22 protein-coding genes and 1 tRNA gene are annotated in these 26,349 nt (G+C 65.6%); 17 read left to right on the top strand and 6 right to left on the bottom strand.

Features of this window, described 5'->3' with window-relative positions:
* The first annotated feature begins 1 nt into the window (after position 1).
* The 7 genes from FQK05_RS03545 to FQK05_RS03515 all read left to right on the top strand — a co-directional run bounded on the left by FQK05_RS03545 (position 2) and on the right by FQK05_RS03515 (position 7,731).
* The gene (locus tag FQK05_RS03545) at positions 2–568 is read left to right on the top strand and encodes a cysteine dioxygenase family protein (RefSeq protein WP_158964480.1); all 567 of its coding nucleotides are present in this window, start codon (positions 2–4) and stop codon (positions 566–568) included.
* 280 nt (positions 569–848) lie between these two features.
* The gene (locus FQK05_RS03540) at positions 849–1,592 is read left to right on the top strand and encodes an enoyl-CoA hydratase/isomerase family protein (RefSeq protein WP_199252584.1); all 744 of its coding nucleotides are present in this window, start codon (positions 849–851) and stop codon (positions 1,590–1,592) included.
* 55 nt (positions 1,593–1,647) lie between these two features.
* Positions 1,648–3,774: an acetate--CoA ligase family protein gene (locus FQK05_RS03535; protein ID WP_158964478.1), complete on the top strand. Its 2,127-nt coding sequence runs from the start codon at positions 1,648–1,650 to the stop codon at positions 3,772–3,774.
* Position 3,775: 1 nt separating this feature from the next.
* The gene (locus FQK05_RS03530; RefSeq protein ID WP_158964477.1) at positions 3,776–4,525 is read left to right on the top strand and encodes an enoyl-CoA hydratase/isomerase family protein; all 750 of its coding nucleotides are present in this window, start codon (positions 3,776–3,778) and stop codon (positions 4,523–4,525) included.
* A 147-nt stretch (positions 4,526–4,672) separates the two neighbouring features.
* Positions 4,673–5,662, top strand: coding sequence for a Bug family tripartite tricarboxylate transporter substrate binding protein (locus FQK05_RS03525; protein ID WP_158964476.1), 990 nt, complete (start codon positions 4,673–4,675; stop codon positions 5,660–5,662).
* Between the two features lie 91 nt (positions 5,663–5,753).
* A complete protein-coding gene (locus FQK05_RS03520; protein ID WP_158964475.1) occupies positions 5,754–6,218 on the top strand; it encodes a tripartite tricarboxylate transporter TctB family protein in 465 nt (154 codons plus the stop codon).
* A 10-nt stretch (positions 6,219–6,228) separates the two neighbouring features.
* Positions 6,229–7,731: a tripartite tricarboxylate transporter permease gene (locus FQK05_RS03515; protein ID WP_158964474.1), complete on the top strand. Its 1,503-nt coding sequence runs from the start codon at positions 6,229–6,231 to the stop codon at positions 7,729–7,731.
* Positions 7,732–7,862: 131 nt separating this feature from the next.
* On the opposite strand, the gene FQK05_RS03510 is transcribed toward FQK05_RS03515, so the two are convergent.
* A complete protein-coding gene (locus FQK05_RS03510; RefSeq protein ID WP_158964473.1) occupies positions 7,863–8,786 on the bottom strand; it encodes a ketopantoate reductase family protein in 924 nt (307 codons plus the stop codon).
* Between the two features lie 293 nt (positions 8,787–9,079).
* Here FQK05_RS03510 and FQK05_RS03505 point away from each other — a divergent pair, with 293 nt between their 5' ends.
* From FQK05_RS03505 to FQK05_RS03495, 3 genes are all read left to right on the top strand, one after another.
* Positions 9,080–10,714, top strand: coding sequence for a GMC family oxidoreductase (locus FQK05_RS03505; protein ID WP_158964472.1), 1,635 nt, complete (start codon positions 9,080–9,082; stop codon positions 10,712–10,714).
* 22 nt (positions 10,715–10,736) lie between these two features.
* Entirely contained in the window at positions 10,737–12,362 is a 1,626-nt protein-coding gene (locus tag FQK05_RS03500; RefSeq protein WP_158964471.1) for a long-chain fatty acid--CoA ligase, read from the top strand.
* Positions 12,363–12,440: 78 nt separating this feature from the next.
* Entirely contained in the window at positions 12,441–13,076 is a 636-nt protein-coding gene (locus tag FQK05_RS03495; protein WP_158964470.1) for a TetR/AcrR family transcriptional regulator, read from the top strand.
* Positions 13,077–13,620: 544 nt separating this feature from the next.
* On the opposite strand, the gene FQK05_RS03490 is transcribed toward FQK05_RS03495, so the two are convergent.
* Positions 13,621–13,697: transfer RNA gene (locus tag FQK05_RS03490), tRNA-Ile, on the bottom strand.
* A gap of 118 nt (positions 13,698–13,815) precedes the next feature.
* Between FQK05_RS03490 and purM the strand changes: the two genes are divergently transcribed.
* From purM to rnd, 3 genes are all read left to right on the top strand, one after another.
* Positions 13,816–14,862: a phosphoribosylformylglycinamidine cyclo-ligase gene (purM, locus tag FQK05_RS03485; protein ID WP_158964469.1), complete on the top strand. Its 1,047-nt coding sequence runs from the start codon at positions 13,816–13,818 to the stop codon at positions 14,860–14,862.
* A complete protein-coding gene (gene purN / locus FQK05_RS03480) occupies positions 14,859–15,479 on the top strand; it encodes a phosphoribosylglycinamide formyltransferase (protein ID WP_158964468.1) in 621 nt (206 codons plus the stop codon). Before purM ends, purN begins: the two co-directional genes overlap by 4 nt.
* A gap of 205 nt (positions 15,480–15,684) precedes the next feature.
* A complete protein-coding gene (gene rnd / locus FQK05_RS03475; RefSeq protein WP_158964467.1) occupies positions 15,685–16,842 on the top strand; it encodes a ribonuclease D in 1,158 nt (385 codons plus the stop codon).
* A 37-nt stretch (positions 16,843–16,879) separates the two neighbouring features.
* Here rnd and FQK05_RS03470 read toward each other — a convergent pair whose 3' ends face one another.
* Complete coding sequence (locus FQK05_RS03470; protein ID WP_158964466.1) at positions 16,880–17,347, bottom strand: hypothetical protein; 468 nt, start codon at positions 17,345–17,347, stop codon at positions 16,880–16,882.
* Between the two features lie 127 nt (positions 17,348–17,474).
* Positions 17,475–18,971 (bottom strand): phosphomannomutase/phosphoglucomutase, encoded by a 1,497-nt coding sequence (locus tag FQK05_RS03465; RefSeq protein ID WP_158964801.1) that lies wholly within the window; start codon positions 18,969–18,971, stop codon positions 17,475–17,477.
* Positions 18,972–19,159: 188 nt separating this feature from the next.
* Between FQK05_RS03465 and FQK05_RS03460 the strand changes: the two genes are divergently transcribed.
* Positions 19,160–20,170 (top strand): LLM class flavin-dependent oxidoreductase, encoded by a 1,011-nt coding sequence (locus FQK05_RS03460; protein ID WP_158964465.1) that lies wholly within the window; start codon positions 19,160–19,162, stop codon positions 20,168–20,170.
* A gap of 312 nt (positions 20,171–20,482) precedes the next feature.
* Here the strand turns inward: FQK05_RS03460 and FQK05_RS03455 are convergent, their stop codons facing one another.
* The gene (locus FQK05_RS03455; RefSeq protein WP_158964464.1) at positions 20,483–21,664 is read right to left on the bottom strand and encodes a methyl-accepting chemotaxis protein; all 1,182 of its coding nucleotides are present in this window, start codon (positions 21,662–21,664) and stop codon (positions 20,483–20,485) included.
* A 112-nt stretch (positions 21,665–21,776) separates the two neighbouring features.
* A complete protein-coding gene (locus FQK05_RS03450) occupies positions 21,777–23,474 on the bottom strand; it encodes a hypothetical protein (RefSeq protein WP_158964463.1) in 1,698 nt (565 codons plus the stop codon).
* A gap of 177 nt (positions 23,475–23,651) precedes the next feature.
* Between FQK05_RS03450 and FQK05_RS03445 the strand changes: the two genes are divergently transcribed.
* From FQK05_RS03445 to FQK05_RS03435, 3 genes are read left to right on the top strand one after another with little or no spacing between them, the layout of a single operon-like run.
* Entirely contained in the window at positions 23,652–23,960 is a 309-nt protein-coding gene (locus FQK05_RS03445; RefSeq protein WP_158964462.1) for a hypothetical protein, read from the top strand.
* Between the two features lie 4 nt (positions 23,961–23,964).
* Positions 23,965–24,330: a response regulator gene (locus FQK05_RS03440; RefSeq protein ID WP_158964461.1), complete on the top strand. Its 366-nt coding sequence runs from the start codon at positions 23,965–23,967 to the stop codon at positions 24,328–24,330.
* 4 nt (positions 24,331–24,334) lie between these two features.
* Positions 24,335–26,347, top strand: coding sequence for a chemotaxis protein CheA (locus FQK05_RS03435; RefSeq protein WP_158964460.1), 2,013 nt, complete (start codon positions 24,335–24,337; stop codon positions 26,345–26,347).
* Positions 26,348–26,349: the final 2 nt, after the last annotated feature.

Here is a 26,349-nt window from a genome sequence, read left to right as displayed (position 1 = left end):
GATGAGCATCAGACCGTTTCGCGATTTCGTCTGCGACATGACCGACCTGGCCGACAGGAACCTGGGCGAACCCGAACTGCTGGCACAGGCCCAGCCGCTGCTGGCGCAGCTTCTGACCAACGATGAATGGCTGCCGGACGCCTATGCCGAACCTTCGCCCGAACGCTATCAGCAGTACCTGCTGCATTGCGACGTGAAGCAGCGCTTTTCCATCGTCAGCTTCGTCTGGGGCCCGGGGCAGGCGACGCCGATCCACGATCACACCGTCTGGGGCCTGATCGGCGTGCTGCGCGGGTCGGAAAGGGCGCAGCGCTACGTGCAGGCCGAGGGCGAGATGCACAAGACGGGCGAGATGGAGATCCTGGAGACCGGCGCCATCGATGCCGTGTCGCCGACCGTGGGGGATATCCACGAGGTGAAGAACGGCCTGCTGCACCGGCCGTCCGTGTCGATCCATGTCTACGGTGCGAATATCGGCGCCGTCTCGCGCCATACCTTCAAGGAAGACGGCAGCGCCAAGACCTTCATCAGCGGCTACACCGCCGATACGGTTCCCAACCTCTGGTAATGCCGGCGCGCGTACTGCGCCGGTCCCGTCTTTTCCGCAAAACACGGTGCCTTGCGCGCCTCCGGGCTGGGCCCGGGGGCCGGTTTTTGCACGTCGTCCCATATTATGGAACGCCGTATCAAAAATATCATCCAAAAGACTTGACCTAACGAGCTTTCGGGCTGCATATTCTAAATAAAAGAACATGGTTCCAACATATGGAACGGATGGGTCGAACCGGCCGTCTGGAGGATCAAGTGACAAGCCTGAAGGGCCTGCCGGCGGCAGGAGGGACAAACGCGTGACGGGGGATCTGGGCATCCTTGACCATGCGGGCTGGCGCGAACTGCGGCTGGCGCGTCCCGACCGGGGCAATGCGCTGTCCGAGCCGCTGGTCGGGGCGCTTGCCCAGGCGCTGGACGCGGCCGTAGCGGACGATGTGCCGCTTCTGGTCCTGCGGGGCGAAGGGCGGCACTTCTGCACCGGTTTCGACCTGTCGGACCTGGAAGACCTGTCGGACGGCGACCTGCTGGCCCGCTTCGTCCGGATCGAGATGCTGCTGGACCGGGTCGCCCGCCTGTCCGTGCCGACGCTGGTGCTGGCGCAGGGGCGGACCATGGGGGCCGGGGCGGACCTGTTCGCGGCCTGCCGCTATCGCCTTCTTCTGGTGGACGCGAAGATCAGCTTTCCCGGCGTGAATTTCGGGCTGGTGCTGGGTACGCGCCGCCTGGCCCGCCGGATCGGCGCGGATGCCGCGCGCGATATCCTGCTGTCCGGTCGCACCGTCGACGCGGCCGGAGCGCAGGCTCTGGGGCTGGCCGGTCAGACGATCGAGGCGGGGACCGAAGACGCAGCCGTGGCCGGCATTCTGGCCCGGGAAACAAGGCTGCCCCGCGCCACCGCCCATGCGCTGGAGGAGGCGCTGGCGGATCCCGCGGACAGCGATGGCGACCTGGCCCGGCTGGTCCGGTCGGCGGTCGCACCGGGGCTGAAGGACAGGATCCTGGCCTATCGCGCCACGCTGGCCGCGGCACGGAAGACATAAGAGGGACAAGAAAGAGACGTCAGAGGGACGAAGGACGTCAAAGGGGGGAGAAGACATGAACCACATGACCCGGCCGGCGCGGATCGCCGAGATGCTGGAGCCGCGCTCTGTCGCTGTCATCGGCGCGTCCGAGGACCTGACCAAGTTCGGCGGCCGGCTGTTTAAGCTGCTGGTCCAGCATGGCTATGGCGGGCAGATCTTCCCGATCAACCGCAAGCAGGATTCCATTCTGGGCCTGAAATGCCACGCCTCGATCGGCGACACGCCCGTGCCGCCCGACATGGCGGTGATGGCGGTGCCCCGCGACCACGTGAAGGCGGCCGTCAGGGAATGCGCCGAGGCCGGGACCAAGGCCGCGATCATCATCACGGCAAAGTTCTCGGACGCGGGGTCCGAAGGGGCCGCACTTGAGGCCGAGATCGTCGAAGAGGCCCGCAAGCACGGCATGCGCCTGATCGGGCCGAACTGCCTGGGGATCATCAGCCCGGCCAACAGGCTGGTTCTCTGCGCCTCGCCCGCGCTTTTTGTCGACCAGCTGCTGGTCGGCCGCATCGGCATGGTCAGCCAGTCGGGGGCGCTGATGGCCACGATCTTCGACCGGGCGCAGACCCGGGGCGTGGGCTTTTCGCACTGTTTTTCCATCGGCAACCAGGCCGATCTGAACCTGTGCGACTTTCTGGATTTCCTGGTCGAAGATCGGGCGACCGACGTGATCTGCACCTATATCGAAGGCGTGACCGACGGCCCGCGGTTCCTTGACGTCGCGACCCGCGCCCGGGCGGCGGGCAAGCCGATCCTTGCGGTCAAGGCTGGCCGCACGGCCGACGGAGCAGCGGCCGCGTTCTCTCATACGGCCAGCCTGGCCGGCGGCTATGAGGCCTTCGCTGCCGCCTGTGCCGAGACCGGCGTGGTGGTCATGGACGACCCCGACGCGATGATCATGCTGGCGGCGGCCCTGACGAAGTTCGAGACGCCGTCGAAGGCCGCCACGTCCATCCTGACGACCTCGGGTGGGGGCGGCGCGATCACGGCGGACCGGCTGTCGGATTTCGACTTGCCGCTGACCACCTATGCACCGGAAACCGTCAAGGCGCTGGAGGAGTATTATTTCCCCGCCAATGCCTGCGCCAACCCGATCGACATGGGGGCCGCGATCAAGGGCGGATCGATGCTGGTGGGCGAAGGATCCGCGCAGGCGCTGCTGAGCGATCCGGAAACCGGGATCGTGCTGGCCCCGATCACCACGGCGCCCGACATGCGTCTTTTGTGCGAATGCCTGGCCAGCGGGATGCGCGGCGCCGAAGAGGCGGGGCACCGCAAGCCCTTCCTTGTCGTGGTCCAGCCCGGACGCGCCGGCGACAAGGCCCGGGCGGAACTGCTGAAGAACGGCCTTTTCTACTTCGATTCCATCGACGAGGCGCTGCGGGTCATCGACGGCTATCGCACGCTGACGGAACGGACCCCGCCCACCCCGGACAAGGGCTCATCGCCCGGCACGGTGCCGGCCGGCCTGTCCGGCGCGCTGGATGAGGCCACGGCCAAGGCCTTGCTGGCCGAATATGGCGTGCCGGTGAACGCGGGCGTCGTCGTGGCCGATGCCGTGGAGGCCGAAGAGGCAGCGCAGGGGCTCGCCGGGCCATTCGTGGTCAAGGTCGTCTCGCCCGATATCGTGCACAAGTCGGATGCCGGGGGCGTGGTGCTGAACCTGCCCGACGGCGGGGCCGTGGGCGATGCCGTGGCCGAAATGACGGACAGGCTGGCGGCGAGACACCCCAAGGCGCGGATCGAAGGCTTCCTGGTGCAGGAGATGGTCAGGGGCGAGCTGGAGATGTTCGTCGGCGCCCGCCGCGATCCGATCTTCGGGCCCGTCGTCATGGTCGGCGCCGGGGGCGTGCTGGTCGAGTTGATGCAGGACGTCTCTGTCCGGCTGGCCCCGGTCAGCGTGGCCGAGGCGAAGGAGATGATCCTTGGCCTGAAGGTCGCGCCGCTGCTGACCGGCTTCCGCGGCAGCGCGCCGCTGGACGTGGACGCGCTGGCCGATGCGGTCGCGCGGATCGGCTGGCTGGCCTGCGACCTGGGTGCCGATTTTGCCGAACTGGACGTCAACCCGGTGCTGGTCCGCAAGGCGGGGCAGGGGGTCACCGGCGTCGACGCGCGACTGCTGCTGGAGGAGGAGCACTGACATGCCGGACGCAACAAGCGATCTGCTGATCACCGAAGAGGGCCGGGTCACGGTCTTCACCATCAACCGCCCCGAAAAGCTGAACGCGATCAGCAGCGGTGTGGCCAAGGACCTGCAGGCAGGCTTCGCCGCATTCGACGCCTCGGATCAGCGGGTGGCGATCATCACCGGCGCGGGGGAAAAGGCCTTCACCTCGGGGGCCGACGTGGTCGACATGCCCGAACTCTGGCGCTGTGTGCCGACGCTGGGGATCGATACGTCGAAGCCGGTGATCTGTGCCGTGGACGGCTGGTGCGTGGGCGGCGGCGTTGTGATGGCGGCGACCGCCGACCTGTGCGTCGCGACCGAGCGGGCGAAGTTTTCGTACCCCGAGGCGAAGCTGGGCCTGACCGGCGGCATCATCGCGGCACTGGCCGCGCGCATCCCCCACAAGCTGGCGATGGAGATCATGTTGCTGGGCCGCCCGGTGTCGGGCCGTCGCGCCTATGAAATGGGGCTGGTCAACGAGGTGGCAGAAGACGGCAAGCATCTGGAGGTGGCAATGGGCATGGCGCAGGAAATGGCCGCCATGGCGCCCCTGGTGCTGGAGGCGCTGAAGACCACGGTGAACGACCACATGATGGTGCGTTGCCCGTCGGAACAGATGGCGCTGGCGCAGATGACCGTGAGCCGCATCCGCGACAGCGCGGACCTGCAGGAAGGCCTGGCCGCCTATCGCGAAAAACGGGCGCCGGTCTTTACCGGCAAGTGACGGGCAAGTGACGGGTACGGGCGCCCGGTACGGCGCCCGCAGCGCAACAGGCGATGGGCTGCCCGCGGGGCCATCGCCGAAGACGGAGGAGATCCGCGGCACAAGAAGAACCGACGACTGACTGGATCCGACTGGGAGGAGAGACCCATGACACACGTCTTCACGAAGAACTGGACCCGCCGGGGTCTGCTGGCCGCCGCCGCAACGCTGGCCTTGACCCTGGGCCTGCCCGATACGGCGCGGGCCGAATGGCCCGCGGGCGGATTGCGGGTGATTGTTCCCTATGGCCCGGGCGGCACGTCCGACAACATCACCCGCGCGGTGACGCCCAAGATCGAGGAAATCCTGGGCCGGAACATCACGATCGAGAACATCGGCGGCGGCGGTGGCGTGATCGGCGTTACGCAACTGGCCAAGTCGAAGCCGGACGGGCTGACCTTTGCCATGGTCCCGACCGCGACGCTGGTGATCGCGCCACAGATGCGCAAGCTGAACTATGATCCGCTGACCGACATCCAGCCGGTGGCCAAGATCGCCGAAAGCTATGGCGCGCTGGCGATGCGCAAGGACTTTCCGGCCGACAACCTGTCGGAACTGATCGCCTATGCGAAGGAACATCCGGGCGACATCACGTTCGGGTCCGCCGGGATCGGTTCGATCACGCATCTCTATGTCGAGATCTTTGCCAATGCTGCGGGGATCGAGGTGAACCACGTGCCCTTCAAGGGCTCCAGCGAGGCGATGAACAACGTCCTGGGCGGCCATGTCGACGGGCAGTTCGATGCCGTCGTGCTGCGCCAGGCGCAGGCCGGGGCGGTCAAGCCCATCGCCATCCTGAACGACGAACGGTGGGAGGGCCTGCCTGACGTTCCGACGCTGAACGACCTGGACTTCAAGGGCTTCGAAAACGTGTCGAGCTGGTTCGGCTTCATCGCCCCCGAAGGTACGCCGGACGAGGCCGTGCAGGCCTTCAGCGACGCCACCCGGCAGGCGCTGGAGGATCCGGAGGTCAAGCGCCACCTGAAGGAACTGGGCGTGATCCCGAAATACCTTCCGTCCGACCAGTTCGCCGAACTGATCCGGTCGAACTATGACCAGTACAAGACCATCCTGGAACCGCTGGGCCTGACCCACTGATATCCGGCCCGGCACGGGGTGCGTGCGCCGCGGTCGGACCGGCCGGCCGCACGGGCACGCATCCCGTCATCCCCCCGCGAAGGAGGTTTCCATGCTGTTGCGCCTGTTGCCGGGAGCGGTCACGCTTCTTGTCGGACTGGTTCTGGCCCTGTTGGTCGTGCCCCTGGGCGTCGACGATCCGGGGTTCTCGCAGCCCCATACGCTGGCCCCGCACGACTTTCCGGACCGGCTGTCCTGGCTGGTGGTGTTCTGCGGTATCCTTCTTTTGCTGGTGGGCTGGATGCAGCCGGGGACGGAGGCCGTCTCCCCCGGTCCGATCCGTCTCCGGCGCGCCATTCCCTTTGCTGCCGGCTTTGCCGCCTTCGTGCTGCTGATCCCGGTTATCGGGATCGAGCTGTCGGCCTTCTGCTTCATCATGGGCCTGTTCCTGTTCGCCTCCGACATCGGCTGGGGCCGGGCGCTGATCGTGGCCGGTGTCTTCGCGCTGGTGATCCACCTGCTGTTCATCCGACTTGCCGGCGTGCCGATCCCCAGCATCGTCCGCCTGATTTCCTGAGGGTTTCGCAATGGAATACTGGTCCAGCGTCTTCGCCATGATCCTTGACTGGAAGGTCCTGGTCTTCCTGCCCATCGGCGTGATCGTGGGCGCGATCATCGGGGCGATCCCGGGGCTGACGATCACCATGTCGATTTCGGTCCTTCTGCCATTCACCCTCTTCCTGGACCCGCTGCCGGGGCTGGTGCTGATCTTCGGCATCTCGAAGGGCGGGCTGTTCGGGGGCTCGATCTCTGCCATCCTGCTGAACGTGCCTGGCACGCCCGCCGCCGCATGCACGATGCTGGACGGCTATCCCCTGTCGCGGAAGGGCCGCGCGGGCGAGGCGCTGGACACGGCGCTTTGGGCGTCGTTCCTGGGCGACCTGATCTCGGTCCTGGCGCTGATCCTGCTGGCCGGTGCGCTGGCGCAACTGGGGCTGAAGTTCGGGCCGGTCGAACTCTTTGCGCTGATCGTCTTCTCGCTGACCGTGATCGCGGCGATTTCTACCTCAGGCCTTCTGCGGGGGATCGTGGGCGGGCTGCTGGGCCTGATCGCGGGCACCGTGGGGCTGGATCTGGTCTATGGGTCGGAACGGTTCACCTTCGGGTCGGCGAACCTCTACGACGGCATCGCGTTCATGCCGCTTCTGGTGGGGCTTTTCGCGCTGCCGGACATCCTGCTTTACTATTTCGGGCCGCGGCAGGCGCGCAAGGGCGTGGGCAGGACGGCAGGTGGGGCCAGCGGGCGGCTGTCGATGGCGAATTTCCGCATGATCCTGCCCACGATCCTGAAGGGCGGCTTCATCGGCGTGATCCTGGGCGCGATCCCGGGGATCGGCGCCACGGCATCCACCTTTGTCAGCTATGCCGAGGCGCGCAGGTCCGCCCCCGACCGCGAGGAATTCGGCAAGGGCGCCCTGTCGGGTGTGGCGGCGGCCGAAAGCGCCAACAGCGGCACGGGCGCGTCGACGCTGATCCCGCTGCTGGCGCTGGGCATTCCGGGCGACATCGTGGGCGCGATGCTGCTGGGCGCCTTCTATTTCCACGGGCTGGCGCCGGGGCCCCTGCTGTTCCAGAACAATCTGGACTTCATCCACGCGCTGTACATCACGCTGTTGATCTCGTCCGCCATCGTGCTGATCGTTGGGCGCTACGGCACGCAATACATCAAGCGCATCGTCGAGGTGCCGCGCGACGTGCTGTTCCCGATCGTGCTGGTGCTGACGGTGGTGGGGGCCTTCGCCATCTCGAACTCGCTGTTCGATGTCTGGGTGATGCTGGTCGCCGGGATGGTGGGGATCGGGTTCCGGGCGCTGAGAATCCCCGAAGCCGCGTTCCTGATCGGCTTTGTCCTGTCGCCGCTGTTGGAGAACAATCTGCAACGGGTGCTGATCATCGGCAAGGGCGAGATGAGCGCCTTCTTCGACAGCTGGATCGCGCTTGTGCTTTATGCCGCGACGGTGGCCGCGGTGGTCGGGCGGATCATCCTGCCGGCGTTGCAGGAGCACAAGCTGAAGCGGCAGGCCGGCTGACCGGCGTGGCGGTGCGTGGGGGCCACGCACCGTACGGGGTGCGCGCGGTCCGTGACCGGGAACGGCGCGTGGGAACCCCGGACCCCACGCGCCCTGTGGATGTGGCCGGGCCTGTGCCCGGCCGTTTCGTGTCAGGCGGGACGGCCGTTGCGGTGGGGCTGCAGCAGGGCGTAGATCGCGGCGTTGCACGGGGCGGGTAGCCCGCTTTCCCGTGCCAGCCGAACGGCAGCGCCCGAGACCCATTCGATTTCCAGCGGCAGGCCCTTTTCCAGGTCGAGGGCGGTCGAGGCGCGCATGGAATCGGGGAACTTCTTCACCCGTTCCCAGATCTTGTCGACGATGTCGTTGGGCAGGTCCACAGCGCGGGCCCGGCCGATGGCGGCAGTTTCCGCCATCACGTCGCGGAACAGTTGGCCCAGCGGCGGGTACGTGCGGATGTCGGCCGCCGTGCAGCGCGCGGCCGCGGTGACGCCGGAAAAGGCCGAGAACATGATGAATTTCAGCCACAGGTCCCTGACGATATCCGTCGTCACGGGGGCCGCCGCGCCGCTTTCGTTGATCGCGGCACGCAGCGCATCAACCCGGGCAGAGGGCCGGCTGTCGCGTTCCGCAAAGAGAAACTGGCCCGATCCGCCGGTCTGCCGGATCAGGCCCGGCCCGGCAATGGTGGTCGAGACCTGCGCCACGCCGTTGCCGACATTGGCCTGGGGCAGGATCGCGATCAGGCGGTCGGACGCCTCGACCCCGTTCAGGAAGGGCAGGACGATCGTGTCTGGGCCGATCATCGGCAGGCAGGCCTTTGCCGCGGCCTCCAGCCCGTCGCCCTTCACGCCGAAGATGATCGCGTCGACCGGGCCGACCTGGCCCGGATCATCGGTCGCGATCCACGGGGTGACGGTTTCCGACCCGTCGGCCGTCTCCAGCGTCAGGCCCCTGTCGCGGATCGCGTCCAGGTGGGCGCCGCGGGCGATGGTCGCCACCTGGTGCCCCGCCTGGGTCAGCTTCACCGCTAGGTATCCACCGATCCCGCCGGTGGCCATCGTGGCAATCTTCATCAACCGCTTCCTTGTCCCGAATGTGTCGCGGCGCACTAGACCAGAAGCGCCGCGGCAAGGGAATGCCGGGCGCCGCGGGGCCAGAAGGTTCGCGGCGACCAGCGCCGGGATCCGGGCCGCCGGCGCGTTTCCGGGACCTCTGGGCCCCCGGGTCCGGCCGGCGCATTTCCCGTTTGACGCGATGGCACCGGGCGACTTGGGTCGGAAAATCTGGACAAGTGTCCAGAAAATCCGTTCAGTCCCTTTCGCGGGGCGGGGAGGCTTCGTTCACCGGGTCTGGGAGGGGCCTTTCCATGAACAATCAAACGACATTCGATTATGTCATCGTCGGCGGTGGATCCGGCGGTGCAACTTTGGCGTCACGGCTGAGCGAGGATCCCGCAGTCTCGGTCTGCCTGCTGGAGGCGGGGGGCAATGGCGAGCATATCCTGATCCGCTGCCCGGCAGGCGTGGTCGCGATGATGCCGGGCTATGGCAAGATTTCGAACTGGGCCTTCAACACGGTGCCGCAGGACGGGCTGAACGGGCGCATCGGCTATCAGCCGCGGGGCAAGGCCCTGGGCGGGTCCAGCGCGATCAACGCCATGCTTTATGTCCGGGGCCACAGATCCGACTATGACGGCTGGGCCGACCTGGGCTGCGACGGCTGGTCCTGGGACGAATGCCTGCCCTATTTCCGCCGGGCCGAGAACAACGAGAACGGCGCCGACGACGTCCACGGCGACGGCGGGCCGCTGCAGGTGTCGAACCAGAAATCGCCCCGCCCGATCACGCGGGCCTTCGTCGAGGCAGCGACCGAATGCCAGCACCGCGAAGTCGCCGATTTCAACACCGGCGATAACGAGGGCGTGGGCCTTTACCAGGTCACCCAGTTCCACGGCGGCGAGCATAACGGCGAACGCTGCTCGGCCGCGGCAGGATACCTGCGCCCGGTGCGGGACGCCCGCAAGAATCTGACCATCGTCACCGGTGCGCACGCCACGAAGATTGTTATGGACGGCAAGCGCGCGACCGGCGTCCGCTATCGCGCGGGCCGGGTCGAAAAGGCCGTTCACGCAAGGCGGGAGGTCATCCTGTCGGGGGGCGCCTTCAACACGCCGCAACTGATGCTGTTGTCGGGCATCGGCCCTGGGGACGAGATCCGCCGGCACGGGATCGACGTGGTCCACGACCTGCCGGGCGTGGGCAAGAACCTGCAGGACCATCTGGATTTCATCCAGGCCTTCACTTCGAAGGACACCGACAATTTCGGCATCGGCCTGTCGGGCGGGATGCACCTTACCGGCGAGCTGTTCAAATGGCGCAAGGACGGCACCGGCATGCTGGCCACGCCCTTTGCCGAAGGCGCGGGGTTCCTTAAGACCGATCCGTCGTTGTCGCGGCCCGATATCCAGCTGCATTTCGTGATTTCCATCGTCGACGATCACGCGCGCAAGCTGCACCTGGGCTACGGGTTCAGCTGCCATGTCTGCGCCCTGCGCCCCCACAGCCGGGGAGAGGTCTTCCTGCAAAGCGCCGATCCCCTGGCCGATCCGGGGATCGATCCGAAATTCCTGTCGGACCCGCGGGACCTTCAGACGACGATCAGGGGCGCGAAGATGACGCGCGAGATCCTGATGGCGCCTGCCATGGCGAAATATCGCGACAAGGAGCTGTTCGGGATTGCCGACGGGATGACCGACGCAGAGTGGGAAAGCCATATCCGCGACCGGGCCGACACGATCTATCACCCCGTGGGCACCTGCAAGATGGGCGTGGACGACATGGCCGTCGTCGACCCCCAACTGCGGGTCCACGGGATCGAGGGCTTGAGAGTCGTCGATGCGTCGGTCATGCCGACACTGATCGGCGGCAACACCAATGCCCCCACCATCATGATCGCGGAACGCGCGGCGGATCTGATCCGCGGCAACGCTCCGCTTCGCTGACTGAAGAACGAAGGAGACATTCATGTTCGGAACGATGATGACCCAGCCGCTGACGATCTCGTCCCTGATCGTCCATGCCGAGAACTACCACGGAAGTACCGAGGTGGTTTCGGTCGAGACGGACGGGTCTGTGCAGCATTCGACCTGGGCCGAAGTCGGGTCCAATGCCCGCAAGCTCGCCTCGGCCCTGGGGCAGCTGGGGATTTCGCCCGGTGCGCGCTGCGGCACCATCGCCTGGAACAACCGGCGGCACCTGGAAATCTATTACGGCGTCGCAGGCAGCGGCCGGGTGACCCACACGATCAACCCGCGTCTGACGCCGGAACAGCTGGTCTACATCATCGGCCATGCCGCGGACGAGATCCTGTTCATCGACCGCACCTTCCTGCCGGCCGCGGCCAAGCTGAAGCCGATGCTGAAGACCGTGAAGTTCATCGTGCTGATGGGACCCCGGGACGAGGAAGCGGCCGCCATGCTGGACGGGCTGGTCTTTTATGACGAGCTTCTGGAAACCGCCGATCCTGCCTATGACTGGCCGGACCTGGACGAGAACACGCCGTCGTCGCTGTGCTATACCTCGGGTACTACGGGCAATCCGAAGGGTGTCCAGTACACGCACCGGTCGATCGTGCTGCATTCGCTGGGCGGCAACCAGCCCGACGGTCTGGCGCTGGCAGCGCGCGACACGGTGATGCCGGTCGTGCCGATGTTCCACGTCAATGCCTGGGGCGTGCCCTATATCGCCGCCTCCGTGGGCTGCAAGCTGGTGCTGCCGGGGCCGAACCTGGACGGCGAAAGCCTGGCGCGCCTGATCGACACCGCGCAGGTGACCATCGCCCTTGGCGTGCCGACGATCTGGATGGGGCTGCTGGCGGGGCTGGAAAAGACTGGCCTGAAGGCCGAATCGATGACGCGCACCGTGGTCGGCGGCTCGGCCCTGCCGCCGTCGATGATCCCGGAATTCCGCGACAAGTACGGGGTGGATCTGATCCACGCTTGGGGGATGACCGAAACCTCGCCCCTGGGCACGCTGAACCAGCTGCTGCAACAGCACCGCGACCTGTCGACCGACGAACAGGCGAAGCTGCGCGAAGGCCAGGGCCGGCCGCCCTATGGTGTCGAACTGCGGATCGTGGACGAAGCCGGCCACGTGCTGGCGCGGGACGGTGTCACGCAAGGTGAACTGCAGATCCGCGGTCACTGGATCGTCGAAAGCTATTACGGCCAGGACAAGTCGGCCCTGACCGTGGACGGCTGGTTCGACACTGGCGACGTGGCGACGCTGGACGCCAACGGCTACATGATCATCCGCGACCGGTCGAAGGACATCATCAAGTCCGGCGGCGAGTGGATTTCGACGGTGGAACTGGAAAACATCGCCATCGCCCATCCCAAGATCGCCAATGCCGCTGCCATCGCCGCGCGGCATCCGAAATGGGACGAACGCCCGGTCGTGCTGGCCGTGGCGGTGCCGGGAACGGAACCGACCGAGGAAGAGATCCTGGCCTCGTACACCGGCAAGGTGGCAAGCTGGCAGGTTCCGGATCGCGTGATCTTCGTCAAGGACCTGCCGCTGGGGGCCACCGGCAAGGTGATGAAGGCCAAGCTGCGCGAGACCTATGGCGACGTCCTGATGGAAAACGCGTAAGCGTCTGTTTTCCAATATCTTCCCGGGCGGCATCTGTCGCCCGGGTCCCCTGTCCCCGCGCCGCGACCGGAAGGTGATGTGACACGACCCGCGAAAATCGACCGGCTCTCGCGCCAGGCTAAGGCCAAGTCCGCCAAACGGTCCCGCCGCAAGGAGGAACTGGCCGATGCCGCGCTGGTGACGCTTCGACAGCTGGGTTACGCCCGGACCAGCCTGCGCGACATCGCAGAGCAGTCCGATGTCTCGGTCGGGACGCTGCATTACTATTTCGAGGACAAGGCAGACCTGATCGCCTTCTGCGTCCGCCGCTACAAGACCGGCTTTGTCGAGGATCTGGATGCGATCCTTCGCCGGGACGAGACGCCCCAGGTGCTGGCGGAGCAGTTGTCCAAACGGCTTGGTCTGGCCATCCAGCGCGAGGCCGAGGCGCACCGCCTGTGGTACGACATCCGCACCCAGTCGATGTTCGATCCCGCCTTCGCCGAGGCCGTGGCGGAAATCGAGGCGGCCTTGATCGCCGTCACCGAACGGCTGGTCACGCGTCTGGGCCGACCGGCTGATGAAGGGCTGGCGACCTACCTTCTGCTGGATTCTGCCTTCCGCTATTACCTGCAACGCTGTCTTGCCGGTGACGGGCAGGCGGTGGCGCAGTTCTGCGCCCACGTTCTGGCGCAACTTCAGCCCCAGGGCGCGATGGAGCCCCTGCCGGGCTGACGCACCGTGACCGGACGCGCATGATCCCGGTGCCAGACCCGGCCGTGTCGCATGGCCAGATGCCCTGTCGACCCAAGAGCATCGCTCGGGCCCCGCCCGGCCCGCCGCCCAGGCCCAGCCCTCGACGGCTGTGCGTGGGGCTTGAACGGCATCGCGCCCGTGCTGCGCGGAGCTGGCGCTTCGGCAAAGTGCCGACTTGCACCGCAAATTACCGGGACGGCCCCATGCCTGTTCCTGAACGATGACCGGATCGCGTTCGCCAACATCACTGTCGGACAGGCGACGGGGCTGCCCCGACCGTCTCCCACATCCAGGCGCAACGTCCTTCAGAGACCCTGTGGCGAGTCACCCGGAGCAGGGCCAAGCGTCGGGAAGTCGAGACAGTTGCCCAAATTGGTCCGTCGGTGAGGCGGTGCCCCCTCAGCTTGGACGGCGTAGGGATCTTCGGTCCAAACCGCATGTAAGTCATTGAAAAAACTTGGGCTACATGGCGGGGATCGGTGATCCGCACCGCCATTGATTCTATTGTATGAAATCGGTGATTTGGTAGGCCCGGCAGGACTTGAACCCGCAACCAAAGCGTTATGAGCGCTCTGCTCTAACCAATTGAGCTACAGGCCCGCCCGTGGTCTTTACAGATGTAACGCGTAACATGGTGGTCATCCGCGTCAAGTCCGGGCGTTGCAAGGACGCGCCGGATCGACTAACCCGCGCCAGAGATTAACCGGGGATTGCTGGAATGACCGACCGCAAGAACGGCCTGACCTATGCCGAGGCAGGCGTCGACATCGACGCAGGAAACGCGCTGGTCGAGGCGATCAAGCCCGCCGCGAAACGAACCGACCGCCCCGGCGTGATGAGCGGGCTGGGCGGGTTCGGCGCGCTCTTCGATCTGAAGGCCGCAGGGTACACCGATCCGATCCTGGTCGCCGCGACCGACGGTGTCGGCACCAAGCTGAAGATTGCCATCGACACGGGCGAGGTTGCGGGCGTGGGCATCGATCTGGTGGCCATGTGCGTGAACGACCTGGTCTGCCAGGGGGCGGAGCCGCTGTTCTTCCTGGACTACTTCGCCACCGGCAAGCTGGAGACGGGTGTCGCGGCGAAGGTGGTCGAAGGCATCGCCGAGGGCTGCGTGCGGTCGGGCTGTGCCCTGATCGGGGGCGAAACCGCCGAAATGCCGGGCATGTATGCCAAAGGCGATTTCGATCTGGCGGGTTTTGCCGTCGGCGCGATGGAACGCGGCGCGGCGCTGCCGGCGGACGTGGCGGCGGGTGACGTGCTGCTGGGGCTGGCGTCTGACGGGATCCATTCCAACGGTTATTCGCTGGTCCGCCGGATCGTCGAACAGACCGGGCTGGGCTGGGATGCAGCCGCGCCCTTTGCCGACGGCCCGCTGGGGGCTGCGCTGCTGACGCCGACCCGGCTTTATGTGAAGCCGGTGCTGGAGGCGGTCCGGGCGGGCGGCGTTCGTGCGCTGGCCCATATCACCGGCGGCGGCCTGACGGAGAACCTGCCGCGGGTCCTTCCCGAAGGCGTGGGCGCGGAAATCGACCTGACGTCGTGGACCCTGCCGCCGGTCTTTGCCTGGATGGCCGAAGAAGGCGGGATCGTGCAGTCCGAAATGCTGAAGACCTTCAACTGCGGCATCGGCATGGTCGTCGTCGTGGCGGCCGACCGGGCCGAGGCCATTGCCGACCTGCTGAAGGACGCGGGCGAGACGGTATATGTTCTGGGCCGCACCGTTGCCGGCGAAGGCGTCACCTATACCGGCGCGGCCGAATGAGCCCCAAGCGCGTTGCGATCCTGATTTCAGGCGGCGGGTCCAACATGGTGTCGCTGGTGCGCAGCATGCAGGAGCCGGGCCCTGGCGGCGAGGCCCATGCGGGCATGCCCTGCCTTGTCCTGTCGAACCAGCCGGGGGCAGGGGGGCTGGAGCGGGCGAAAGAGATGGGCGTGCCTACGGCCGTGGTCGATCACCGGCCCTTCAAGGGCGACCGTGTCGCGTTCGAGGACGCGCTGTCGGCCCGGCTTCATTTCGAAGGGGCAGAGATCGTCTGTCTTGCGGGTTTCATGCGGATCCTGACGACGCATTTCGTGTCGGAATGGCAGGGGAAGATGCTGAACATCCACCCCTCGCTTTTGCCGAAGTACCGCGGGCTTCACACCCATGCCCGCGCGCTGGAGGCGGGCGAGGCCGAACACGGCTGTACCGTGCACGAGGTGACGCCGGAGCTGGACGAAGGCCCGATCCTGGGTCAGGCGCGGCTTCCGATCCTGGCGGGCGACACGCCGGAAAGCCTGGCCGCGCGGGTGCTGGTACAGGAACACCGCCTGTACCCGGCGGTACTGCGGCGTTTCGCCGCCGGTGATCGCGAACCCGTTTTTCTGTCCCAGGACTGACGGTTTTCAGCAACTCGCCGACCGCAGGCCCCCCGTTTTCGACGCCCTGACGCCGGCCGATGGCAGAAAGTGGGCAAAGCTTGTGGGGCGTACGGGCCGGGGGCTTTGCAAGGGCTGTCGATTTCGCGTATCAGCATGACCCACGGGGGAAACAAAGGGCGCGGCGACATGCGCACGGCCCCCAGCAACAGGACAGTGCCGGTTCATGATCACGATCACCACGACAGATGCGCTGGCCGAATTCTGTTCGGAAGCCGCAAACCACCCCTTTGTGACCGTCGATACAGAGTTCCTGCGCGAACGGACCTATTTTTCGAAACTGTGCATGCTTCAGCTGGCCATGCCCGGGACCGATGACAGCAATGCCGTGTTGGTCGATCCGCTGGCGGATGGCCTGTCGCTGGAACCGCTGTACGAGCTGTTTCGCAATACCGACGTGGTCAAGGTGTTTCACGCGGCGCGGCAGGATCTGGAAATCTTCTGGGTCGATGCGGGGCTGTTCCCAAAGCCGTTGTTCGACACGCAGGTCGCGGCCATGGTCTGCGGCTTCGGCGAACAGGTCGGCTATGAAACGCTGGTCCGCAAGATTGCCCGCCAGCCGCTGGACAAGAGTTCCCGTTTCACCGACTGGTCGCGCCGTCCGCTGACCGATGCGCAGAAACGCTATGCCCTGGCTGACGTAACGCATCTTCGGCAGATCTACGAATACCTGGCGGCGGAACTGGACCGTTCGGGCCGCGCCCATTGGGTGGCGGAAGAACTGCAGGTCCTGACCGATCCTGCCACCTATGATACGCGGCCGGAAGAGGCCTGGCACCGGATCAAGACCCGCAGCCAAAGCCCGCGGTTCCTGGGCATCGTCCGGGAACTGGCCGCCTTCCGCGAATCCTATGCGCAGGACAACAACGTCCCCCGCAACCGGGTCTTCAAGGATGACGCATTGGTGGAAATTGCGTCGACCAAGCCGGTGACGCATGCGGATCTTTCCGCGTCGCGCCTGTTGCAGCGCGAGGCCCGGCGCGGCGCCATTGCCGACGGCATCATGGCGGCGGTGAAGCGGGGGATGGAACTGCCGTCCGACCAGCTTCCCCGAGAGGACAAGTCGCGCCAGCGGCCGCAGGTGAACCCTGCGCTGGCCGACCTGCTGCGGGTCCTTCTGAAAGCCAAGTCGGACAATTCCGGCGTCGCGGCCAAGCTGATCGCCTCGGCCTCGGATCTGGACGATATCGCGTCGGGCATGCGGGATCTGCCCGCCCTGAGCGGCTGGCGGCGCGAGGTCTTCGGCAACGATGCGCTGCGTCTTTGCGATGGCCGTGTGGCGCTGGCGGTCAAGGGGCAGACGGTTACGCTGGTCGACCTGTGATCGCGGGCGCCCTGTGGCGCCCGACAGTTCCTGGGGATCAGCGCTTGCGGGTTTCCCGCGTATTGGTGCCGGCCACGACCTTGATCAGCTTGGTCCGTTCCAGCGTCTGGGCGCTGATCGACCGTGCGGCCATGACCTTGCGCTGTGCTGTCGTGCCGGTGCCGGTCGCATTCTTCGGATAGACGACCACGAAATCCAGCGTCAGCACGCCATCCGCATCCGGTTCGACTTTGACGTTCCGGGCGCGCAGTTCCGCGCCGTAGGCGCCAAGGCGCGAGGCCTGGCCTTCGGCATAGACGATGGCGCCGCTGAGCGTCTGTTCCACCTTCAGATCGGTGATCTGGGCGATCAGGACATGCGCGTCCTCGCGCGATTCCTTAAAGCTGCTGCCGGCCTGCTTGGGCGGGATCAGCGTGTTCGTGTCGGCCGCGGGATTGCGTTCGCGGCGACCGCATGCGGTCAGTCCCACCGCAAGGATGGTGACAAGGATCAGCAGTCGGGACATGGGGGCTTCTGCCTTGGGCAATCGGTTCGTGTCACAATCACTTCACTGACATCCGGGGCGAGCCAATGCAAGCCGGTCGGTCGGGGAAGGGCCGCTATCGGCCCGTCCCCTGGTCGAACGTGAAACGTCAGATCTTCTGGTCGTATTCGCCGACCGCCGGTTCGGTCCGGATCACGCCGTCGATTTCGGCGAAGAGCGCGCGCATCTCGGCCTCGCTCTCCGCGCTTTCGCAGACCACCACCAGGTTCGGCGTGTTGGAAGAAGCCCGCACCAGAGCCCAGCCGCCATTGTCCAGGATCACCCGGGCGCCGTTCACGGTCACCACTTCGGCGATCTTGCGGCCGGCGAAGGGTTTGCCCTCTTCGTGCCAGGCGACCAGCTTGGCAACGATCCGGTCCAGGATGTCGTATTTCTCGGTATCGGCAGCGAAGGGCGACATTGTGGGCGTCGAATAGGTCGTCGGCAGTTCCTTGCGGAGGTCCGACATCGACTTGCCCGGGTTGCGGTCCATCAGCTTGCAGATCTCGACCGCGACACGCATGCCGCAGTCGTAGCCGCGGCCGATGGGTTCGGCCAGGAAGTAGTGGCCAGATTTTTCAAAGCCCGCCAGCGCGCCCAGTTCCTTGACCCGGCGCTTCATGTGGCTGTGACCGGTTTTCCAGTAATCGGCCTTGATCCCGTACTTCTTCAGTTCGGGATCCGAAGCGAAAAGGCCGGTCGACTTCACGTCCGCGACAAAGGTCGCGCCTTCATGATCGGGGGCAAAGCCGCGGGCCAGGATCACGCCGACCTTGTCGGCAAAGATCTCCTCGCCCTCGTCGTCGACCACGCCGCAGCGGTCGCCATCGCCGTCGAAGCCCAGGGCCAGGTCGGCGCCCGATGCCTTCACGCTGTCGGCCATGTCGTGAAGCATTTCCATGGCTTCGGGGTTCGGGTTGTAGTGCGGGAAGGTATAGTCCAGCTCGTTATGGCTGTTGACGACTTCCACGCCCATGCGTTCGAACAGTTCCGGCGCGATGGCACCGGCGGTGCCGTTGCCGGTGGCGCAGACGACTTTCAGCGGGCGGCTCATCTTGAAGTCGCCGACCAGGTCCTGAAGATAGGCTTCCTTCACCGAATGGTCGATCTTGTAGGCGCCGCCGGGGCGGGCCTCGCCCTTGCCGCCCAGCACGATGTCGCGCAGTTCGGCCATCTCGTCCGGGCCATGGGTCAGCGGGCGTTCAAAGCCCATCTTCACGCCGGTCCAGCCATTCGGGTTATGCGAGGCAGTGACCATCGCGACCGCCGGGCTGTCCAGGTAGAATTGCGAGAAGTAGGCCATCGGCGACAGGGCAGGGCCGATATCGGTGACCTCGATCCCGGCCTGCATCAGGCCGATGATCAGCGCGTTCTTCACCGCCAGCGAATAGTCGCGGTAATCGTTGCCGACCACGATCCGCGGCTCGATCCCGCGCTTGTGCATCTGGGTGCCCAGGCCAAGGCCCAGGGCCGTCATGCCAGGCAGGTTGATTTCTTCCGGGAAACGCCAGCGGGCGTCGTATTCACGAAACCCGGTCGGTTTGATCATCGGTGTCGAAAGGAATTCCCACGTATTGGGAGTGACCTGGGACAGGGGTGCGGTCATCATCAAGGTCTCGATGTGAAATGGACGTTACAGAAGGCTTAACAAGGGCAAGCTCACATCGCAAGAAACCGGGCCCGAGCGTATGGTCACAGGGGGATTTCCATCGGCATCGGCCGTTTTTCGCGGCGTCCTGGGGGGCCTTGGCTCCTGTCGGAGACGATACTAGGTAGAAGGAGAACGGAGGCCCCATGCATCATTTTTCGCTTCTCGATCTGTCACCGGTGCCGGAAGGCGCCACCGTGTCCGACGCGCTGTCCAATACGGTCGAACTGGCCAAACATGCCGACCGGCTGGGCTATCACCGGTTCTGGCTGGCGGAACACCACAACATGCCGGGCATCGCCAGCGCGGCCACCTCGATCGTGATCGGGCGCGTCGCCGCTGAAACCTCGCGCATCCGGGTCGGGGCAGGCGGGATCATGCTGCCGAACCACCCGCCGCTGGTGATCGCCGAACAATTCGGCACGCTTGAAGCGATGTTCCCGGGCCGGATCGATCTGGGTCTGGGGCGTGCGCCCGGGACCGACCAGGCGACCGCCCAGGCGCTGCGTCGCTATTTCCAAAGCGCGGACCGGTTCCCGGACGATGTCGCGGAGCTTTTGGGCTATCTCGGCGATCCCCGGCCCGACGCGCGGGTGCGCGCCGTCCCGGGCGAGGGCAGCCATGTGCCCGTATGGATCCTGGGGTCGAGCCTGTTCGGCGCACAGTTCGCGGCCCATATGGGCCTGCCCTATGCCTTTGCCTCGCATTTCGCGCCGCAGATGCTGGAAGAGGCGCTGCGCGTCTACCGGGCGGACTTCCGTCCCTCTGTCTGGCTGGCACGGCCCTACGCGATGATGGCGGCCGGCGTTTTTGCGGCCGAAACAGCCGAGGAGGCGCGGTTCCTGCGCAGCTCGCAGCTTCTGTCCTTCGCGCGGCTGCGAAGCGGTCAGCCCGGCCGTCTGCCCGCGCCGGTCGAGGATCTGGAAGACTACGTGCCGCGTCCCATCCTGGCGCAGGCCGAAGCGGCCCTGTCCTGTTCCGCATGCGGCTCGCCGGACGAGGTGGAGCAACAATTGTCCGACCTGGTGAAACGCTATGCCCCGGACGAGTTGATGATCACCTCACCGATGCATGACCCCGTGGCCCGGCTTCGGTCGACCACGATCGCCGCAGAGGTGCTGTCGTCCCTGGTGACGCGCAGCGAAGCGGCCCAGTAACGTTTCGAAGTAACGCGTCGCTCATCGGGCTGACCTTCGCGTCAGCCTGGCGGGCCCTTTCCGGCCGGGGGCGCTAGCCAATTAGAGCGTCGCCTTCGACGCAGGGGCCCGGAGCTGATCGCTTGGTCGTCATCCTCGGCCGATGGAATTCAACGAAGCCTTTCAGGCATTGCCAATCGGTCAATGTGAAAGAGCGGCCGTTGGCGTAATTTGAAATGGTCCCGCATTCGGTTTTTCGTCCAAGCTCCATTTTGCGTCCGGATCGCCAGAATGGGCGGGACCGCAAGTTTCAAGCTGCGATCCCCGGATATGTCAGGCCGCGCTGTAGATGGCGTCCCCTGCGGCGCGGTTGATGTTGCCGTCTGCGTCGCGGAAGCCCGCGATCATCGACTTCAGCTTTTCGCTGCCCTCGATCAGGTTCTTCGTTGTCGCCGCAGCCTCGTGCGCTGCTGCGGCGTTGCTCTGGATGATCTGGTCCAGCTCGCTGATGGCAGAATTGATCTGCTCCGACCCGATCCGCTGTTCCTGCGTCGCCGCCGAAATCTCACTGACCAGGTCAGATGTGCGCTGGATTTCCGGCACGAGTTCCGACAGCTCCTTGCCCGCCTTGCTGGAGGTTTCTGCCGTCAGGCGCGACAGGGCCACGATCTCTTCCGCGGCGATCTTGCTGCGCTCCGCCAACCGGCGGACTTCGGCGGCAACGATGGCAAAGCCCTTGCCGTTGTGGCCGGCCCGCGCCGCTTCCACGGCCGCGTTCAGGGCCAGAAGGTCGGTCTGGCGCGCGATTTCCTGCACGATTCCGATCTTTGCGGCGATCTCTCCCATGGCCTTCACGGCTTCCTGAACCGTGTTCGCGGCCGATTCCGCCTGCGCCAGAGAGTTGTTGGCGATCTTTTCCGTCTGTGCTGCATTGTCGGCGCATTGCCGGATATTGGCCGTTATCTCCTCCATCGAGGCGCTTGCCTGCTGCGCGGCCGCGGCCTGGCGGGTCGCGCCGTCATTGACCTTGCTGGCGGCCTCTTCCATCTGTCCGCTGCTGATCGATACGGAATCCGCGCTGAGCGACACCTGGTCCAGCAGGCGGTTCAGCGAATCGTATTCCGATGAGATGTTGCGCACGAAGGCCGCATAGCCCCAGCTGTTGCCGATCCGCATTTTCGACAGGGCCAGCGAGACCGAAACCTCGGTCCCATCCTTGCGATAGAGTTTCAGGTCGCGACTGGACCCGACGATCTTGTCCTGTCCGGTCTTGCGGTTCTGGTCCAGGTAGGAATCGTGGTTGGCTTGGAATTGCGCCGGGACCAGCATCTTCACATTCCGGCCCATGACCTCTTCCGGGCGGTAACCCCAAAGCGTCTCTGCCGCCTTGTTGTAGAAAGTGATGCGGTTTTCGGTGTCGATGATCACCACCGCATCGATTGCGTTTTCCAGGGTCGACTGGAAAAGCCGCACGGGCGGGGTGCTCTTTTTCGCGAGAGGGGTGAGTAGCTGCATTGTGCTCCGCCTGGGAAAACAGTTTCGACGTGGACACGTTATCCTTGCTTCATTGTTTTTGACTTAACGCAAACGGGAACGACCGGCGGGTCCGCACTTGTCGTTCCGAAACTCAGAACAATATGTCGTCCAGATCGTCGGCGCTGGGCGCCGGACCGGTTTTCGAAGTCTGCGCCACCAGTTCCGGTTCGCCCGAACCGAACAGGCGGCGATGGACGGCGCGCTCCTCCTCCATTGTGTAGAGCGCCCAGACCGCCGCCAGCCGGGCCCGGTTCGGGGCACCGGTCAGCGGCGTTTCCAGCATCTGGTTGCCGTGGGCATTCAGCGCTTCCGCGGATTGTTTCAGGGCTTCCATGTCGCGGCCGACATCTTCCATCAACTCCAGCAGCGCCGATGCACGGCGGCTGGCCTGCTGGCGGAAGGCGTTCAGGTTTTCCAGGTCGTCGCGGCTGGAGGTCAGCCGTTCGCGGTATTGCTCGACCGAGAATTCCAGCGCCACGCCGGCGGCAACGATGTCTTCCTGCGCCTGCAGGTTGCTTTGGATCAGCTGCTGCAAGGCGGCGCGGCTGGTGCTTTCCGCGTCCAGACACTGGGCCGCGATCTGGCGCACCTCGCTCGACAAGGTGGTCAGGGGGCCACGGGTGCCTCCGGTGCGCAAGGCGATCAGCGATGCGTTGATCGCGGCATTCGCCAGTTCCTTCGAACAGTCCTCTAGCGTCTGGAACTGGCGGGCGGCCTCGTCGATCAGCTCGCGCGCGGCCTGGGCGTCCTTGCCGGCGCTTTGCAGTGTCTGCTGCACGATGACGATCTCCGAATCGACCTGGTCGACGGTCATTGCCCGTTCGTTCAGACCGCGCTCGATTTGTTCGGCCACCACGCCGCGCGCGAAGAAGGCGGCGCCCCTGCGCCCGATTTCGGACAGATCGCGCATCGTGATCGAGACCTGCCGCGCGATGTCATTCGTGTCGCCGGCGATGCTGCAGGCCTGTTCGCCGGCCAGGTGCCGGACATGCGGATCGGTGTCCTTCTGCAGGGCTGCAAGATGGTCCAGGCGTTGCGCCAACCGGTCCGAGTACTGGATCGCAGTGATCAGCTGCTTCATCAGGTCCTGGGCCTGCCGGGTCAGTTTCTGCGCGCGCTGCTGTGCCTGGCGCGACGCTTCCCGTTCGCGGCTAGCATGCATCGCGAGGCCATCGGCCTTGCGTTCCAGCATCAGGCACAACGGTGCCAGGATCGCGCCGGCGGCACGACAGCTTTCTTGTGCCCCCAGATCCTTCAGCTTCCAGTTGTCGATATTCTCCGAAACGTCGGCCGAGGATTCGGTGATCGATTTGGCGATTCGATCCAGACTGAGGACATAGGCGTCCAACTCGCCAATGGCGAAGGAGGCGGAGATCGTACGGGTCATCGTGCAGACAGCAGCCAGCAGGCGCCCGTTCCCGGATAACAATCTCAGCGGTTTCTCGGCGGCCAGGATCAGGCGCCGTTCCTCGGCCGGGGTGATGCTGCGGTTCTGGCCTTCGATGGCGGCCTGCATCGCCTGAAGCCGGGCCTGCAGTTCCAGCAGGGGTTCCGTGCCGGTCTTTTCCCCCTGCAGTGTCAGGTCGACGAAGGCGGCCAGGTCGGTGGCGGTGTGCATGTGCAGTTCCCGCACGCGCCCAAGGCTTTCGCCCAGGCGTTCGAAAATGGCCGCGCCGTCGCTGGCCGGTTCGGGGAGGCGGGGCCTTGCCGGGAATGCGGCCGGGCCAGTCATGTAGCCCGCCGGTTCGGTGACGCGGGCGGTGCTGCCTGTCGATTGCTGCGCTGTCATGGCCCTGCTGCGGTCTGTGACGTCAGCGCACCGTGCCATCGAAGGCGTAAAAAGCGAGTGAACGGATGCTTCAAATGCAAGGCAACTTTGACGGCGGGAAGATTTCTCCGGTCAACCATTGATTAGGGGGCGGCCGTTAGTGTCGGCGCCAATTCGGCAGAAACGGCGGATGGCTTCATGCAGGACAATGTGTTCGTGATCCCTCACGATCTCGACGTACGCACGACAGAGGGTGTGCAAAAGGATCTGCTGATGTGGATCGCGCAGTCGAAGGGCGCGGTCGGGCTGGATGTCGGTGACGCCAATGCGACGCAGGACGCCGCGCAACTTCTTTTTTCGGCGATGATCGAGGCGCGCGACCGCGGCCTGCCGGTCGCACTTGGCGATACGGCCGCCAGCATGGCGGCAAGAGTGCGCGACTGGGGCAGCGGGCAGGGGAATCCTGCCACCGAACCAGACCAGAATAACCAGGAGGTGACGGGGTAACGCCATGCCGAAGACTGTACTGACAATCGATGACAGCAAGGCGATCCGGGACATGGTCGCCTTCACGCTGGAACCGCAGGGCTTCAACGTGATCGGCGCGGCGAATGGGGCAGAGGGCCTGGAGGCGCTGCGCGCACGCAGGCCGGACATGGTGATCACCGACCTCAACATGCCGGTGATGAACGGGCTGGATTTTATCGCCAAGGCCCGGTCGGATCCGGCGGGCATGGGTATCCCGATCGTCATGCTGACGACGGAGTCCGCCCCGGACATGAAACAACGGGGGAAGGCCGCAGGGGCGACCGGATGGATGGACAAGCCGTTCGATGCGGATCGCCTGGTCGCCGTCACCCGGAAACTGATGGGGTAGGCGCATGATGGAACAAGCCGTAGCCGCCTTCGTTCAGGAGGCGCGGGATCTGCTTGGCGGGTTGGAAGACCAGATTCTGGAGCTTGAGGGAGGATCGACCCCGGCCCAGATCGACGAGGTTTTCCGGACGCTTCACACGGTCAAGGGGTCGGGCGCCATGTTTGGCTATACCGACCTGGCCAGGTTCACACACTGTTTCGAAAACGCTTTCGAACTGGTGCGGGCCGGCACCCTGGCTGTCGGTCCGGATCTGATCGAACTGTCGCTGGCCGCCCGGGACCTGATGGTCGAATTCCTGGACATCGGCGGCGACGGGCCGTCCTCGGCCGCGTTGCTGGCGTCCGACCGCGCAGTCGGGCTGATGGGCAAGATCGACCAGATCACCGGGGCGGGAGCGACGACCGCAGCCTCGGGGGGCGCCGCACCTACGGCCGCCAAGACGGCCATCGGCGGTCCTGATAGGCGGTTCGAGATCTTCTTCCGGCCGGATATCGGCGCGCTGCGCAACGGCATGCGGCCCGAGCTTCTGACGCGGGAACTGACGTCGCTGGGCATGGCCAGGGTGACATTTGACGTCTCGACCGTCCCCCCCTTGTCCAGGCTGGATCCGGGTGCGGCGCATCTGGGCTGGCACGTCTCCCTGACGTCCGATTGCGGGCGCGCGGCCATCGACGATGTCTTCATCTTCGCGGACGAGGCAGAGCTGACCATCGACGAGCAGGATATCGAAATGGCGGAGAGTGCGGACACTGCCGATGGGGCGGCCGTCGAAACCGCGTCGGTCAGCGGGGACAGCCCCCGCAAGCAAGGCGGAGGCGGAGCCCAGGGCAACGGCAGGGCGTCCGAAAGCATCCGGGTCGCATCTTCCCGCATGGATGCGATGATGGATTCGCTGGGCGAGCTGGTCATCGCGCAGGCAAGGCTGGATGCGGTGTCCGAAAGCATCGGCGACACCACGCTGGCCACGGTCGTCGAAGAGGTGCAGCGCCTGGTCACGGGCCTGCGGGATGCGACCCTGTCGATCCGCCTTCTGCCGATCGAGACGGTGTTTTCCAAGTTCAAGCGCGTCGTCCGCGACCTGGCGAAGGAACTGGGCAAGGACGTCCAGCTTCTGGCCGAAGGCGGCGAGACCGAGGTCGACAAGACTGTCATCGACAGGATCGGCGATCCGCTGGCTCACCTGGTCCGAAATGCCATCGATCACGGCCTGGAAACCAGCGAGGTCAGGGTCGCCGCGGGCAAAAGCCCGCGCGGAACAGTGCGGATGTCCGCCCGGCAGGAAGGGAGCGAGGTCCTGATCTCGGTCGAGGACAACGGCCGCGGCCTGGACCGCGAGGCGATCCGGGCCCGTGCGATCGAAAAGGGCCTGGTCGATCCGACCGCGGACCTGTCTGAAAACGACCTGTACAACCTGATCTTCCAGCCCGGGTTCTCGACTGCGGTCACGATATCGTCAGTCTCGGGCCGTGGGGTCGGCATGGATGCGGTGCGGTCGATGATCGATGCGCTGGGCGGCGGTGTGGACGTGGTATCCCGTCCGGGGCTTGGCAGCCGCATCACCCTGCGCCTCCCGGTCACGATGGCGATCATCGAAGGTCTGCGGGTGCGGCTGGGGGAGTCGATCTACGTCATCCCGCTGTCGACGGTCGAGGAATGTGTCGAGATCTCGGCCGCGGACATGCAAAACGGCAGCGGCCGCATGGTCCTGCAGATCCGGGATCAGATGGTGCCCTATCTGGCGCTGGACGAGATCTTCGGTCAGCCCAACGCGGGCGAGGATATCCGGCGCATCGTGATCGTGCGGATCAACGGCAACCAGATCGGTCTGGTCGTCGACGACATCATCGGCCAGGGGCAGACTGTCATCAAGTCACTCAGCTCCTACCATCGCGACATTCCGGGGCTGGGCGGGGCGACGATCCTGGGGGATGGCCGCGTGGCGCTGATCCTTGATGTTGCGACCCTTGTGCGACTGGCCAAGATGCGCGGCGGCGCGTCCCTGAACAAGGCAGCTTGAGA

Origin of the sequence: Chachezhania sediminis (assembly GCF_009765275.1) — a bacterium.
Taxonomy (GTDB): Bacteria; Pseudomonadota; Alphaproteobacteria; order Rhodobacterales; family Rhodobacteraceae; genus Chachezhania; species Chachezhania sediminis.
This window is presented reverse-complemented; position numbering and strand designations above follow the sequence as displayed.